This window comes from Lactiplantibacillus paraxiangfangensis, from assembly GCF_036246185.1.
GTDB classification, from domain to species: Bacteria; Bacillota; Bacilli; order Lactobacillales; family Lactobacillaceae; genus Lactiplantibacillus; species Lactiplantibacillus paraxiangfangensis.
Window position 1 is genome coordinate 1 of record NZ_BTPW01000042.1, and the last position, 13,969, is coordinate 13,969.

A 13,969-nucleotide genomic window follows, 5' to 3' on the forward strand; every position below is an offset into this window, starting at 1 on the left:
GATAAACCTATGATAATTGCTAACTTTTCTTCAGGTGTAAATCTAGTTCTAGGCATAATAAAATCCCCTTAAGCATTGATAGATGAATTATTGTTTTTCATCTGTCAACCTTAAGGGGACTATAGCATTGTGAATAAATTGCCCTGAAGATGTGCTTATTTTTTTGAAAATAGGAGCCTGAATGTATAATGAAAATGATATTTAGGAAAGCGAGTGGGGGAACGTCATGAAGAGACGGTTTGGATGGTTAGGAATCATTATTTGCATAGTTGTACTATTAGGCGGTTGTCAGGCACGGGTGACGACTAAAAAGAAAATCAGTCATGTTAACGGTGCGTATGTCCCAACACTTTTTTTCCATGGTTATGGGAGCAGTATCAACGCGGAAACGCATATGGCTAATGCGGCGGTTCGCGCGGGTGTTACGCATACGGTCGTACAGGCCGTCGTTGCGGACGATGGTCAGGTTCAGTTAAAGGGGACGTTTAAACCGGGAAGCACCCACCCGATTGTCGAGGTTGGGTTTACAAATAACCAAAATACGAATTATCGCCAATCGGGCCAGTGGGTGAAAAACGTCGTCACGGCTTTACAACGGCGCTACCACATTAAGGCCATCAACGTTGTCGGCCACTCGATGGGCAACATGGCGATCGCATACTATCTGCTGCAATATGGTCAGGATAAAGATTTACCGCCAGTTAAAAAGCAGGTCGACATCGCGGGGCATTTTAACGGTATTTTAGGAATGGATGATAAGCCTAATCAGGTGACCTTCAAGCAAAACGGGCAACCAACTAAGATGAATCGCAGTTATCGCCAGTTATTAAAGTTGCGCCAGCGGTATCCAAAGGGGCAGATCGATGTCCTTAATATTTATGGTGATAAGGACGACGGTACCCATTCGGATGGACGGGTCAGCAACGCTTCCTCACAATCGCTGCGTTATTTAGTGTCGGCGCGGGCAAAATCGTACCGCGAAAAGCGGATTGTTGGTGCCGATGCGCAACACAGTAAGTTGCACGAAAACGCCCAAGTTGATCAGGCGTTGATCAAGTTTATTTGGAATAAGTAAGTTAGATATAGCAGACCCAGATTCCCGCCTCAATCAGCGGTATGGTAAACTTATAACCAACTAAAGAGAAGTTGGGGGAATGAAGCCATGCGGAAAAGAAAACGGTTTAGCGGCGAATTGCTGATCCTGAGCGTCGTTGTATTAGTGAGCTGGTTCGTTCTTGCGTTGAATGTCCATGCGGATTATCGAATTGATAATTATCACGTGAAGGTGGACGTGCAAACGGATGGTAGCGCGCAGGTGACGCAGACGATGCGCTATGATTTTGATGACGACTATCACGGCGTGTTTAACGTTCAAGATTTGCGTGGTATTCAAGGCGCTAAGTTAGAAAAAGTCACGACGCGCCTGAACGGTGGTTCTTTGAAGACGGCGCGTAAAAGCGATGCGGCCACTAATAACACTTATCAATTGACCCAAAACGCCGAACAGATGCGCGTTAAACTCTATCAGCGGGCTCATGATAATGATAAGTTACAGGTGCGCTATCAGTACCGACTTTACGGCGTGGTGACCAATTATGCGGATACCGCGGAGTTAAATTGGCGCGTCATCGGTAGTGGTTGGGACGTGGCGTTACACGGCGTGAAAGTCACGATTCAGTTACCCGCTAAGGACGTGGAAAAATTGCAAGCCTGGACGCACGGTCCGTTGAGTGGGCACACCACGGTGGATCGTAAGCTGGGACGGGTCACCATGACGGTTGACCGGAACCCCGCCAAGCAGTTTGTTGAAAGTCATTTAGTATTTCCAACTAGTGTAACGGCCGCTAATCAGAAGACGAGTTCGAAGAAGCGGCTGGCCGCGGTACAAAAGCAAGAAGCACAACTGGCTAAACAAGCTAATCAAAAGCGGCAACGAGCGCGTTTGCTCAATCAACTCGTTGTCGGGCTTGCCGGCTTAGTTTGGTTAGTCCTTGTGGTTAGCTACATCTGGTGGTTTTATCGCCATCCAGCCAACCGCCACCAACAACCGATTCCCATCAACCATTCGTTTGACGTCCCCGAAGTAGCCCCCGCAGTTGCACAGTCGTTACTAGCGAACAAGTCGCCAGATACGACGGGACTGACTGGGGAAATCTTGCGGGCAGCGGCGGATCATGAACTTCAAATCACGACGGAAACCGGGCGCCGTAAACCGGTCGTTGTGTTGACGAAATTAAAACCAATCAGTAACAGCTTTTTAGCACACTGTTTTACGACGGTAGCTCCCGATGGCGTTTTAAGCTTAAGCGCATTAAAAGCCTACGGTGATCGTGATAAAAAGGGTCGGATGAGAAGTTGGTTTAGCAACTGGCAACTAGAAGTTGATGAGGCGGTCGCACCGTTTCAGGATGAAGCTAACTACAACATTCGTAAGCAATCCTTAAGTAGTGCGATTATCGTGACCATTGCGGGAGTGATTGCTAGTGGACTCGGTTTCTTTATTAGTCCAGTCATTGCCGCAATGATGGGCAGTGTCGCACTCGTGGTTGCGATTGGTTTCTGGATTGCATGGGCGCTACGTCGGCAACGAGTCATCTTCAATACCGATGAAGGCTTACAACAGATCAACCAGATTGGTGGGTTACGCCGCATGCTTAAAGATATTGGCCACTTTAACACGGCGGAAGTGGGCGACCTAATCTTATGGGAACAACTATTACCTTACGCCGCGGCATTTGGCCTAGCTGACAAGGTCACGGCCCAATTAGCCGTCGACTTTGGGACGGAAGCCTTAGCCGCGGGATTAATCATTTACTACCCACTGTTTTACGGGAACAACGGGGCTAACTTTGATTTCTCTGATATGATCGATAATAGCTTTAGTGGTGCAATTGGTGCTTCTGACAGTGCCAGTTCACCATCTGGAGACTCCGGTGGTTTCTCCGGCGGTAGTTCTGGTGGCTTTGGTGGCGGTTCCGGTGGTGGGGCGTTTTAACCCCGAATCGGTTAATCGGAAATTTGAATTTAGAGCTTACGACTTTTTCAGTCGGAGCTCTTTTTTAATTTTTAAAGTGCAGGGGGTTGTACTTACGGACTTTTATCGGTAACCTTAGGTGGTAAGGCTTACATAGAATGGATGATTTATAGATGACAATAAAACTAATTGCAACTGATATGGACGGGACATTCTTGGATAATCACGGGGAATACGATCGCCCACGATTTGCTAAAATTTACCAAGAATTACACAAACGCGGCATCTACTTTGTAATTGCCAGCGGCCACCAAGCCAGCGAATTAGCGGATTATTTTGCGGACTATCCGGATATGTGGTTTATCGGGGGCAACGGGGCCGAATTGATGAACGCACGGGTGGGACTCAGCGCTGAAACGTTTATGCCAGAAGCAACCGCTCAAATCTTGAAAGTCCTTAGTGCGTACCCAGAATTGCAAATTGCACTATGTGGGACCCAAACGGTACACGTGTCACAACACGCCAATCCTAATTTTATTGCGCAAATGCGGGCGTATTATTATCAACTAGAGACTTGTGCGGACTTGAACGCGGTCACGGATCCGGTCGTGAAATTCGATATTATTTGTGCGCCGGAAAAGACGAATCAGATTGTGTACGAATTGAAGCCTAAACTGGCGGGAATCGCCGTCCCAGTTTCTGGTGGACAGGGAAGTATGGACCTGATTCAGCCCGGCATGCACAAAGGTCGTGCGTTGAAACGACTAGGGGAACAATTGCACGTTCTCCCCAGTGAAATGGTTGCATTCGGCGACGGAACTAATGATTTGGAAATGTTCCACTACGTCAAGACGGGCGTGGCCATGCAAAATGCCCCAGCAAGCGTAAAAGCAAACGCGACGGCGGTCACGGGCACGAACTTGGATAGTGGTGTGTTGAACTACATTGAACGGACAATTTTGGAAATGTAGCACTGATTTTCTGAAAACTAGTAATGGTTTTGATTGCCAAAGTTGTCGTAAGCGTGCTACTATTTAGGTATATGATTAACGGCACAGGAGGCTGGGAGGTTTAATCCCGACCTCTTTTCTGTATGTTAGAACTCATGACAAAAAAAGTAGAGGTATTTAAATGCTCACCGTAAGTAATGTTAGTATGCAGTTTTCAACTCGCAAACTTTATGAAGATGTTAATTTAAAATTTACGCCAGGAAACTGCTATGGTGTTATTGGCGCCAACGGGGCGGGAAAATCAACGTTTTTAAAGATTTTGGAAGGTAAGCTCCATCCAACGACGGGTTCAGTATCCATGGGACCTAACGAACGGATGTCCAGCCTGAACCAAAACCACTTTGCCTTTGAAGATGAAGAAGTCTTAGCCACGGTTATTCGGGGCCATGAAAAGCTCTACAATATCATGGTTGAAAAAGACGCGTTATACGCTAAACCAGATTTTAGCGATGAAGATGGGATTCGAGCAGCTGAACTTGAAGGCGACTTTGCCGAAATGGACGGTTGGAACGCCGAATCAGAAGCTGACCAATTGTTACAAGATTTAGGTATCGATGAATCGATGCAACACATGAAGATGAGCGAACTGACTGAACCACAAAAGGTTAAAGTTTTGTTGGGGCAAGCTTTGTTCGGTAATCCTGACGTATTGTTATTGGACGAACCGACCAACGGGTTGGACGTTCAATCGATCAGCTGGCTAGAAGATTTTTTAGCCAGTTACCAAAATACCGTCATCGTTGTTTCCCATGACCGGCATTTCTTAAACCAAGTCTGTACGCACATGTGTGACGTCGACTTTGGTAAGATTACGCTGTTTGTTGGTAACTACGATTTCTGGATGGAATCAAGCCAATTAGCAACGAAGTTACAAGCCAATGCCAATGCGAAAAAGGCTGATCAAATTAAAGAATTACAAGCCTTCGTGGCGCGGTTTAGTGCCAACGCCTCGAAGTCGAAACAGGCCACTTCACGGAAGAAGCAACTTGAAAAGATTACGTTAGACGATATCAAGCCTTCCTCACGTAAGTACCCATTCATCAAGTTCACGCCTGACCGTGAACTTGGGAACGACTTGTTACGGGTCGAAAACGTTTCGAAGACCATTGAAGGCGTTAAGATTCTCGATAACATTAGCTTTACCTTACGCCCAACGGAAAAAACAGCTTTAATTAGTCGGAACGATTTGGCAACTACGACGTTGATGCAAATTATTGCTGGTGACGTGAAACCAGATAGCGGTGAAGTGATTTGGGGACAAACGACTGCGCGGACTTACTTACCAAAGGATATTACCGAAGCCTTTGATGGTAGTGACATGCCAATTATTGATTGGTTACGGCAGTTTGCTTCTAAGGAAGAAAGCGACAATACCTTCTTACGTGGTTTCTTAGGTAAGATGCTCTTTTCTGGTGCCGACGTTGAACGTCCCGTAAATGTCTTATCCGGGGGCGAAAAGGTTCGGGGAATGTTATCTAAGATGATGTTAAGTCGGGCCAACGTCTTATTATTAGACGACCCAACCAATCACTTGGATCTTGAATCAATTACGGCCTTAAACGACGCGTTAGTTGCGTTTAACAGTGCCATTATTTTCACTTCCCATGACCACGAATTCATTCAAACGATTGCCGACCACATCGTAGAAGTTAGTGCGAAAGGGGTCGTTGATCGTGGGGATACAACTTACGATGAATATTTGGCCCATGAAGCAACCCAGGGACGCGTCGAAGACTTATATTAATTAGTAGTAAGTCCGGTTGTCGCTGATAGCATGCGGTCGTGGGACCGGGGTTAGCCTGAGGAGCGGTCTAACCCCTCGCCTGAAACAATTGCAAAAGACGCAATTGTTCCAGACTGTCCGTGGTGTAAGGGCCGGAAAAAATCACCGGCCCTAACACCACCATCACGGCCGATGCTATCAGCGACGACCTCCGATGTTTCAATGAATTTTTAGATTAAGATGTTTATAGCAAAGTTATATTTTAGCGAAGTCTGGCAGAATCGGTGTGCTGTGTCGGCAAGATTAGCGGGTGGGTTCTTGCGCTAATTTTGCGGGGCGATTCAAAGACCGCAGTGTGGCTGGGCCGTCCCCCACAGCACACCGATTCAGCCTGACGAAGTAGCTATTTAAGTTACGCCGGTTAATATGCTAACTATTATGACGGGTTTGAATTTCAATTTTTAGTAAAAAATCTAGTTGGTGACTTTCACCACTAATAAATCCTCCCAGTCTGGTATGATAAATACATACGAGATGGGGGGATTTTTGCATATGGCGCCAGAATTTGATCAAATGTTACGCCGCTGGTACGTTGGGCAATTAGTCCTGATATTAGTGGTCACGTTGATTCAGCTATTGCTGACTAACCAAGGCGTCGCCTTTCCTGGTGGCGGGATGCTGATGATTATTTGGTTTCTAAATGCCTTGTGGCCGGCGATTGAAGATCAACAGCAAGATTGGCGGCGCTTGCGACACGTTAATTACTATGTTCAAACGGTCTTACAATTCATGCTGCTACCGCTCATGGTGGGCAACCTGATTAATTTGGTCGTCAAATTAACGCCGTTGGACGAACAAGGGCTAATTGCTGTGGGGATGGCGTACTTAGTTGTTGGGTTTGTCCCTATCGGTTACGTGGTCACAGCTAAGATTCAATCATTAGTTGGTCGCATCCTGGTTCTGATTTCAGCTATTTTTAGTGGCTTAACTGGTGCCCAAATTACCCTGTTTGTCCTGCCGACATTAAAAGTACCGGATGCGTTTAACATGATTGGTGAAACGGGGATTTTAGGTGCCGTCGGGTTTGTTTTGACTGTTGCCGTACTGATGCGGGCGTGGGGATTTCGCGGCGTCAGTTGGCGTCTTGATTACCAAGCCAAAACAAGTTTGGTTAGTTTAATCATATTAGCAGGCCTTCTTTTTAGCTTGTGGAATGCGTTTAGTACCGGTGCCAATTGGGCGACGACCTTCACGCAGTGGGACTTTAGGCTACACGATGCAACTTGGAAGATGTTCTTGAGTGGCCTGGAGCCGGGGATTGCTGAAGAGTGGCTCTATCGCTACGCCGTCTTAACATTGTTATTGGCTGCTTTTCAAAAACGCCGGTTTCAATTAGCTTGGAGTGTCGGGTTAAGCGGCGCTTTGTTCGGACTTTGGCACTTTACCAACGCTTTTGTGGGGCAATCGTTATCAGCAACTGGTGAACAGATTGTCTTTGCGGCGACGTTAGGTTGGTTCCTAGCCGTTGCTTACTTATATTCTGGCAGTATTCTTGTCCCGATGGCGATCCACGCGGCCGTTGATATTTTAAGTATGATGGCTTCGGGTTCACAAACGATGGCCGTACCAGGTGCGTTTGAGTGGCAAACGATTGGGTTAACCCTCGTGGTATTTGGTGGGTTGACGATTTTCTTTCTGACGGGTGCACGGCGAAAAGTGATTCAACAACGGGTTGATCAGGGACTACGGTTCATTTGAAAAATATACGAATATTGTGATTTATATATATTTAAATGTTCGTAAAGATAACGTTATATCACTGACTTGTTGTTCACAATTAATTTGCTTGTTAAAGGTTGATTTTTCGTCACTTTGTCCCAACTGATAACTGAATTATACTGTTTGTAACACGTTTGTAATCTTCGTGTTATCTAAACGCAACGCCAGCTCGTTATACTTACGTCAGATATGTGAGCTAATGTAAATTTACATACGCTTGACTAGATTGATTCATAGTTGGGAGCTGGATCGGTTTACTTTTTCAGGACATCACGCTTGGTTAGCATCGATGGAAAGTAGCTCAGTTGGGTGAATCTTAAGTCTAGTAAGCATAAATACCTCTCGGGATGGGCTGGGTCCATGACGAGGCACATAATGAAGCAAGTTTCAGGCTTGCAAACCGATCAAAGGGATTCGCTTAGGTGAGTCTCTTTTTTGTCTGCCGATTTTTGAAAACAATTAGCATTTATGAAAAGCTCGTTCACTTTATTGGACTTGGCATGCTATAATTTGGGTACTGAACTAGGAAGGGAACTTGTCGTAATCGACACCGAGTGTGGCTTACGACGCCCCGGGGTTTAGTTATAACGGATTGAGGGTAACTTTTGAAGTTAGTTATGATGCGCTTAAAATTGAAACCGCTGTCAATTTTAATGAAATCGGGTTCAAAAGTTTGACTACAATTGAATCACCATCTTAGTGCGGAATAACGTATACTAAGGTTAATAGCTACGGACACTATCAGTTGTGTTTTTACATAAATGACAGTCTAAATGTAGTGTAATTTGGAAGAAATGGGGTAACGACATGTCAACACTAGTCATTAAGGATTTAAAGGTCAGTGTAACCGAGAACGAACAGGAACACTTAATTTTAAAAGGTGTTAATTTAACGCTTCATACGGGGGAAACTCATGCCATTATGGGCCCGAACGGAACGGGAAAATCAACGTTATCGGAAACGATTATGGGGAATCCAGCGTATCACGTTGTCAGTGGTTCTGTGACGTTAGACGGTAAAGACTTATTAAGTCAAACTGTCGATCAACGGGCGCGGGCTGGCTTATTTTTAGCGATGCAATACCCAGCTGAAATTAAAGGGGTTACTAACGTTGAATTCTTACGTGCAGCGGTAAACGCACGTCGGGATAAGGACGATCCAATCAGCGTCACGGACTTTTTAGCTGACTTAGACCACAACTTGGAACTATTGAACATGACCGATGAAATGGCTGAACGGTACCTAAACGAAGGCTTCTCAGGCGGTGAAAAGAAACGCAACGAAATTTTACAACTTTTGATGATTAAACCAAAATTCGCCATTTTGGACGAAATTGACTCTGGCTTGGATATTGATGCGTTACAAGTCGTTGCTAAGGGGGTTAACGCTCTCAAGAATCCTGACTTTGGGACGCTTATGATTACCCACTACCAACGCTTATTGAACTACATCGTTCCCGACTATGTGCACGTTATGATGGGCGGCCGAATCGTGAAGACCGGTGGCGCCGACTTAGCAAACAAGTTGGAAGCGGAAGGTTACGCAGGTTTGCGTGATGAACTCAACCTCGACGTTTCTTTGACGGATGACGAGTAGGGGGCGGTATGATGCAAACAGCAACGATGTTAGCCGGTGTTCAAGATTACAGTGAAACCCAGGTAGAACCTGGTTGGTTGACGAAATTACGGACTCAGGCCGTGGCGGACTACGCGACGTTACCCCTACCAGTGTTTGAAAAGATCAATTATCGCTCTTGGCCACTACTCGACGTCACCGCACCACAAGTGATCGATGAGCCAGAAGTGACCGACGACCTCAGTGCACGTGGGGAACAGACCAACTTTTACAGTTTGGGTGATACCACGGTGCGGGTTAACTTACCCAAAGAAGCCCGTTCACAAGGCGTGATTTTATGCGACTTGAAAACGGCCATCCGTGAACACGGTGATTTGGTCAAAGCCAACCTCTTTAATCAGGCGCTCAAGGCTGATAGTGATAAACTAACGGCGCTAAACGCAGCCCTGATGACCAACGGCTTCTTTCTATACGTGCCCGCTAACGTGGTTCTTAAGGAACCGTTAGAAATTTTGCAATTAGTCGATCAACGGAAACCACAAAATTTTGTTCAGCATAATTTAGTTGTGACTGAACCAAGTAGTCAGGTCGAGATTGTCCAACGCTTAGGTAGCGTGGGAACGAACGCCGCAATTGTTCACATGGTTGTGGAAGTCGTGGCGGGGGCCAACAGTCACGTCAGCTTCGCTGGTATTGATAACTTGGCAGCTAATACAACGGCTTATTTGAACCGGCGTGGGGTGCTCAGCCCAGATGCTCATTTGAACTGGGAGCTCGCGGAAATGAATGCCGGACAAGTGATTGCTGACTTTGACACTGAGTTACGTGGCCGCGGTTCGGAAGCCAACGTGAAGACGATTGCGGTGGCTAATCAGCAACAGACACAGGGGATGGATACCCGGGTCACGAACTACGGGCCTAATTCTGTTGCCAACATTGTGCAACGGGGCGTCATTTTAGACGAGGCCACGCTGATCTTTAACGGTATCGGTCACATTGTGCACGGTGCACACGGCTCGAAAGCGGATCAGGAAAACCGGCTACTGATGTTATCGTCAGAAGCCCGTGGTGATGCGAACCCAATTCTATTAATTGATGAAAACGACGTTGAAGCTGGTCACGCGGCCAGTGTTGGCCGGGTTGACGAGCAACAGATGTACTACTTGTTGAGTCGGGGCATTCCCGAACCAGTCGCACAACGCTTAGTGATCCGCGGATTCTTAGCTGGCGTGGTGACCGAGTTACGCTCACCACGATTGCGTAAGAGTCTGATGGACTTGATTGAGAGGCGATTAGCAGATGACAACGAATGAGTATCGCCAAGATTTTCCGATTTTACAAACTAAAATTAACGATGAACCACTAACCTATTTGGACAATGCGGCGACCAGCCAAAAACCACAGGCGGTCATCGATGCGATGGCGGACTTTTACGCGCACGGTAACGCGAACGTCCACCGTGGCGTGTATACGTTGGCTGCACAAGCGACGGACCGTTACGAAGCTGTTCGTGACCAAGTTGCGCAGTGGCTAAATGCCGCGCGGCGCGAAGAAGTCTTTTTCACCCGTTCAACGACTGATAGTTTGAACTGGGTAGTTCAGACTTACGGTGAGCAATTTGTGACGGCCGGCGATGAAATCGTGGTTACCGTGATGGAACATCACAGTAACTTAGTGCCGTGGCAACAGTTGGCTCACCGGAAGGGCGCGACCTTAAAGTACATCGGTTTAACTTCGGACGGGCAATTAGACTTAGCGGATGCGCGCAAACAAATTACGGCGAAGACCAAAGTGGTGGCGGTTGCACAGGCGTCAAACGTCTTAGGTGTGACGAACCCAATCAAGCAGTTGGCTCAGATTGCCCACGCACAGAACGCCATCTTAGTTGTCGATGGCGCCCAATCAATTGCGCACATGGCAGTCGATGTGCAGGACCTCGACGCGGATTTTTACGCCTTTTCAGCGCATAAAATTTACGGTCCAACTGGAGTGGGTGTGTTATATGGTAAATATGACTTATTGGCTCAATTAACGCCCGCCCAATTTGGTGGCGAGATGATCAGCGACGTTGACTGGCAAACGACCGAATTTGCCGCAATTCCGGAACGATTTGAAGCCGGAACGCCGAACATCTGTGGTGTGATTGGCTTAGGCGCTGCGCTGACCTATTTACAAAGTGTCGGGTTGGATACGGCGCAAGCGATTGAACAGCGGCTGACTAAGCAGCTCTTAATGGGATTGATTGCAATGCCGGGCATCACGGTCTACGGGCCAGAGTCACCAGAATTACACGGTCCCGTTGTTGCGTTTAATGTCGACAACGTTCACGCGCATGATATTGCGACCGGACTAGACTTAGCCGGTGTGGAAATCCGGGCGGGTCACCATTGTGCCCAACCGTTGATGCGTTATTTGCACGTTAATTCGACCGTTCGCGCAAGTGTCGGCCTCTATAATAATTCCGATGACGTGGATCGGCTTTTAACGGCGTTGGAATCGGTAAAGGAGTTCTTTGAATCATGAGTTTATTAAGACTAAAAGCCCTCTACCAGACCGTGATCTTGGAGAATGCGCAAGCGCCGCATCATTTTGGGACGCTGCCAAATGCGAAGACGGTCACGCTGCATAATCCCACTTGTGGGGATGAAATCAATGTTCAGATGCTGATTAAGGATGACGTTATTGATCAGATTATGTTTACGGGCAGTGGCTGTACCATTTCGCAGGCGTCAGCTAGTATTATGACCGACGTTTTAAAAGGACAAACCGTTACAGAAGCCCAAAAACGGCTAACCGACTTTTCAGATTTGATTACGGGCGATTCGTTGAATGACGCTGATCAGCACGCGCTCGGCGACGCCGCGGTCTTAGCAACGGTTGCCGAATTTCCGACCCGTATCAAGTGTGCAACGCTTGCGTGGCACGCCGCGGATCAATTATTAACGATGGGGGATGACGCTGATGACAAAACCAAATAAAGTCCAAGAAGTGACCGCTGGAACGGAAACTTATGAATACGGTTTTCACGACGATGTGACACCGGTCTATTCAACGGGGGAAGGCTTGAATGAAGACATTGTTCGTCAGATTTCAGCCGAAAAACACGAACCACAGTGGATGTTGGATTACCGGTTAAAGGCTTATCAAATTTATCAGAAATTACCAGAACCAAAAGTTGGGCCAGATTTAAGCGGTCTGGACCTCGTGCACATGAAGTATTTCCAGAAAGCGACTGATAAAAAGTACCGTGACTGGAACGACGTGCCGGATAAAATCAAGCAGACATTTGACCGCTTAGGGGTGCCGGAAGCAGAACGGAAGTACCTCGCGGGTTCAAGTGCCCAGTATGAATCCGAAGTGGTTTATCACCGGATGCAAGAAACGTTTGAAAAGACGGGGATCATCTTTACGGATACCGATACCGCCCTTCAAAAGTACCCGGAACTCTTTAAAAAGTGGTTTGGGAAACTCGTTCCGGCGAACACGAATAAGTACGCTGCGCTGAACTGTGCGGTTTGGTCTGGTGGGACGTTTATCTACGTGCCAAAGGGCGTGACGGTCACGACCCCAATCCAGTCTTACTTCCGAATTAATGCGGAAAACACCGGCCAGTTTGAACGAACATTGATCATCGTGGATGAAGGGGCCAGCGTTAACTACGTGGAAGGCTGTACCGCACCCAACTATGATTCGGACAGTTTGCACGCCGCGGTCGTTGAAGTTAACGTCTTAGCGAATGCGACTTGTCGTTACACGACCATTCAAAACTGGTCGAACAACGTGTACAGTTTGGAGACGAAACGTGCACAAGCGATGGAAAATGCCACGATGGAATGGGTCGACGGTAATTTAGGTTCTAAAATTACGATGAAGTACCCATCCGTTTATTTGAATGGTCAGGGTGCACACGGCACGATGTTGTCAATCGCGGTGGCTGGTCAAAACGTTGACCAGGATACCGGGGCGCGGATGATCCATAACGCGAAGAACACGACGTCGTCCATCGTTTCGAAGTCAATTGCTAAGGATGGTGGTGCAGTGGATTATCGGGGGACCGTACGCTTTGGCCGCCACTCCGACGGGTCCTTTGCCCACGTTGAATGTGACACCATCATTATGGATGACTTATCATCCAGTGATACGATTCCGTATAACGAAATCTTGAATGGTAACGTTTCTATGGAACATGAAGCCAAGGTGTCTAAAGTTTCAGAAGCCCAACTCTACTACTTGATGAGTCGGGGAATTTCAGAGCAAAAAGCCACTGAAATGATCATTATGGGCTTTGTGGAACCATTTACGAAGCAGTTACCAATGGAATACGCGGTGGAATTAAACCGGTTGATTAGTTTTGAAATGGAAGGGTCCATCGGTTAATAGGGCCTAAAATTAAAAAAATGGTGCTTGAGAATTCTTTCTTGAGCACCATTTTTTGGGCTCTTTGTCAACGGCTGTTGATGAGTAACTTTATGAGGAAACCAATTCATTTTCGAATTGGTTTTCTTTTTTTGTTCTGAATTGTAAATTCAATCCGAATTCGTGTGTAAAAACGCGACCAATTTTTGTACCCGTACGCCGTCCGTTTGATTTGCTTTATTTTTCGATTAACGCCCTCTAAAGGACCATTGGAGTAGGTACTTGCCATCATGTTCTTAATTAGAGACAGATGTTTACGATAGGTTTTCATGGTTATTTCAAGCTGTGAACTGACTTTGTCAGTTCTACTTAAAGCTTCGATAAAACGTTGGTAATCTCTGGTTCTTAACGCATCCACTAAGGCATGCGCTGTAAAGTAAGTATGTTGAAAAATTGGATCCAGTTCTAAGCCCTTTAAGATTAACTGTTCTTGAGTAAACCAGTCTTTTAGATGCGTAAACCATTGTGGTTTACGTGTTTCTAGATTTGAAT

The 13,969-nt window shown here is 46.6% G+C and carries 11 protein-coding genes; 10 read left to right on the forward strand and 1 reads right to left on the reverse strand.

Annotated elements, in window-relative coordinates; translation table 11 throughout:
- The first annotated feature begins 226 nt into the window (after positions 1–226).
- From AAA939_RS14570 to sufB, 10 genes are all read left to right on the forward strand, one after another.
- Positions 227–1,075 carry an alpha/beta hydrolase gene (locus AAA939_RS14570; protein ID WP_338210725.1) on the forward strand — a complete coding sequence of 283 codons (849 nt, stop codon included), beginning with the start codon at positions 227–229 and terminating at the stop codon, positions 1,073–1,075.
- Positions 1,076–1,162: 87 nt separating this feature from the next.
- Entirely contained in the window at positions 1,163–2,995 is a 1,833-nt protein-coding gene (locus AAA939_RS14575; RefSeq protein ID WP_338210723.1) for a DUF2207 family protein, read from the forward strand.
- Positions 2,996–3,147: 152 nt separating this feature from the next.
- Positions 3,148–3,945, forward strand: coding sequence for a Cof-type HAD-IIB family hydrolase (locus tag AAA939_RS14580; RefSeq protein WP_338210721.1), 798 nt, complete (start codon positions 3,148–3,150; stop codon positions 3,943–3,945).
- 160 nt (positions 3,946–4,105) lie between these two features.
- A complete protein-coding gene (locus AAA939_RS14585; RefSeq protein ID WP_338210720.1) occupies positions 4,106–5,728 on the forward strand; it encodes an ABC-F family ATP-binding cassette domain-containing protein in 1,623 nt (540 codons plus the stop codon).
- 531 nt (positions 5,729–6,259) lie between these two features.
- On the forward strand, positions 6,260–7,465 hold the full coding sequence (locus AAA939_RS14590; RefSeq protein WP_338210719.1) for a CPBP family intramembrane glutamic endopeptidase: 1,206 nt from the start codon (positions 6,260–6,262) through the stop codon (positions 7,463–7,465).
- Between the two features lie 828 nt (positions 7,466–8,293).
- Positions 8,294–9,082, forward strand: coding sequence for a Fe-S cluster assembly ATPase SufC (gene sufC, locus AAA939_RS14595; RefSeq protein ID WP_338210717.1), 789 nt, complete (start codon positions 8,294–8,296; stop codon positions 9,080–9,082).
- Between the two features lie 11 nt (positions 9,083–9,093).
- A complete protein-coding gene (gene sufD / locus AAA939_RS14600) occupies positions 9,094–10,374 on the forward strand; it encodes a Fe-S cluster assembly protein SufD (RefSeq protein ID WP_338210715.1) in 1,281 nt (426 codons plus the stop codon).
- On the forward strand, positions 10,361–11,584 hold the full coding sequence (locus AAA939_RS14605; protein WP_338210713.1) for an aminotransferase class V-fold PLP-dependent enzyme: 1,224 nt from the start codon (positions 10,361–10,363) through the stop codon (positions 11,582–11,584). Before sufD ends, AAA939_RS14605 begins: the two co-directional genes overlap by 14 nt.
- Complete coding sequence (sufU, locus tag AAA939_RS14610) at positions 11,581–12,039, forward strand: Fe-S cluster assembly sulfur transfer protein SufU (protein WP_057705242.1); 459 nt, start codon at positions 11,581–11,583, stop codon at positions 12,037–12,039. The genes AAA939_RS14605 and sufU overlap by 4 nt, the downstream gene beginning before the upstream one ends.
- The gene (sufB, locus tag AAA939_RS14615) at positions 12,023–13,438 is read left to right on the forward strand and encodes a Fe-S cluster assembly protein SufB (protein ID WP_338210710.1); all 1,416 of its coding nucleotides are present in this window, start codon (positions 12,023–12,025) and stop codon (positions 13,436–13,438) included. Before sufU ends, sufB begins: the two co-directional genes overlap by 17 nt.
- A gap of 106 nt (positions 13,439–13,544) precedes the next feature.
- On the opposite strand, the gene AAA939_RS14620 is transcribed toward sufB, so the two are convergent.
- Positions 13,545–13,969 (reverse strand): transposase (locus tag AAA939_RS14620; RefSeq protein ID WP_338225911.1); only part of this gene is annotated, 425 nt, incomplete at its 5' end.

Coding starts and splice junctions, on each gene's coding strand:
- AAA939_RS14570 (WP_338210725.1), top strand. CDS start 227: ATGAAGAGACGGTTTGGATGGTTAGGAATCATTATTTGCATAGTTGTA.
- AAA939_RS14575 (WP_338210723.1), top strand. CDS start 1,163: ATGCGGAAAAGAAAACGGTTTAGCGGCGAATTGCTGATCCTGAGCGTC.
- AAA939_RS14580 (WP_338210721.1), top strand. CDS start 3,148: ATGACAATAAAACTAATTGCAACTGATATGGACGGGACATTCTTGGAT.
- AAA939_RS14585 (WP_338210720.1), top strand. CDS start 4,106: ATGCTCACCGTAAGTAATGTTAGTATGCAGTTTTCAACTCGCAAACTT.
- AAA939_RS14590 (WP_338210719.1), top strand. CDS start 6,260: ATGGCGCCAGAATTTGATCAAATGTTACGCCGCTGGTACGTTGGGCAA.
- sufC (WP_338210717.1), top strand. CDS start 8,294: ATGTCAACACTAGTCATTAAGGATTTAAAGGTCAGTGTAACCGAGAAC.
- sufD (WP_338210715.1), top strand. CDS start 9,094: ATGCAAACAGCAACGATGTTAGCCGGTGTTCAAGATTACAGTGAAACC.
- AAA939_RS14605 (WP_338210713.1), top strand. CDS start 10,361: ATGACAACGAATGAGTATCGCCAAGATTTTCCGATTTTACAAACTAAA.
- sufU (WP_057705242.1), top strand. CDS start 11,581: ATGAGTTTATTAAGACTAAAAGCCCTCTACCAGACCGTGATCTTGGAG.
- sufB (WP_338210710.1), top strand. CDS start 12,023: ATGACAAAACCAAATAAAGTCCAAGAAGTGACCGCTGGAACGGAAACT.